We start from the raw sequence: 1,101 nt of genomic DNA, 5'->3' as shown, positions 1-1,101 counted from the left end.
CCGCGTAGCCGTACGCGGGGTTGTGGTGGGAAGGGGCGGCCGGCAGCGCGGGCAGCGGGGCGGCCGGGAGCGCGGGCAGGTAACTGCCCGTGTCGTACGCAGGGGAAACCCGGATCGGGGCGATCTGCGGAGTGCCCCGCTCGGCGACAAGCGAGTCGTAGATCGGAGTGTCCGGGAAGGACGGCGCGGAGTAGTAACCGCCGCCATAGGTGGAGCGGGGGGAGGTCATGAGACATAAGTTAAGCCCTTGATGTGCTGGTTGGGGAGACCGATAAGAGGGTTGTTTTACGTGTCGGTAGTGACTGGGCTTCCTCAATGTGAGCGAACTTAGGAAAAATCGGTCGCGCAGCGGCGTAGGGATCGTGTAAAAGCCAAGCTCCGTGCGGGTTACCGGCGGTTGACGCAAGGTTGACGCAAGGTTGAGGGAAGGGCCGCGGGAAGGGGCATCCGCGGCGGACATGGGCCTCTTCGGGGTCCGGGTAATAGGTTGGTCAACAACGAATCGGCGGACCGGCCGGATGTGGCGACTTGCGATGGGGGCGGACATGACAATGCCTAAGGGATCGAATGTTCCGGTGCCTGCACCTGCCGTGCGGGTCGAATGGGGGTGGTCCTCGGGGCCGGGGGTGCCGGACGCCGACGCGTCGGCGCTGCTGCTGGCCGCTTCGGGAAAGGTCCGCTCGGACGACGACTTCATCTTTTACAACCAGGCGGTCCACTCCTCAGGGGCGGTGCGCCACGAGGGAAAGAAGACCGAGGGCGGCCGGGTGACCGACGCCCTCTCCGTCGACCTCGCGCGCGTGGAGCCCGCCATCGAGACCGTGGTGCTCGCCGCGTCGACGGACGGCGGGACGTTCGGTCAGGTCCCCGGCCTCTTCATCCGCGTCGTCGACGCGGCGAACGGCGCCGAGATCGCGCGCTACGACAGCGAGGACGCGACCGTCGAGACGGCGTTCGTCCTCGGTGAGCTCTACCGCCGCCAGGGCGCGTGGAAGTTCCGCGCCGTCGGGCAGGGTTACGGCAGCGGACTCGAGGGCCTTGCCACGGACTACGGCATCTCGGTGGACGAGCCCCAGCAGGCGGCCCCGCCCGTCGTGACCC

At 67.8% G+C, this 1,101-nt stretch carries 2 protein-coding genes; one reads left to right on the top strand and one right to left on the bottom strand.

The window, feature by feature from the left end:
* Positions 1-229: DUF6643 family protein (locus E2651_RS43355; RefSeq protein ID WP_348541712.1), on the bottom strand; the 229-nt coding region annotated here is incomplete at its 3' end.
* Positions 230-551: 322 nt separating this feature from the next.
* On the opposite strand from E2651_RS43355, the gene E2651_RS43350 reads away from it, so the two are divergent.
* On the top strand, positions 552-1,101 hold a 550-nt coding region (locus E2651_RS43350; protein ID WP_245239565.1), incomplete at its 3' end, for a TerD family protein.

It is taken from the genome of Streptomyces sp. MZ04 (genome assembly GCF_004684775.1).
GTDB lineage: Bacteria > Actinomycetota > Actinomycetes > Streptomycetales > Streptomycetaceae > Streptomyces.
Note: the sequence above shows the minus strand (reverse complement) of the source record. Positions and strands in the feature narration are given on the sequence as shown.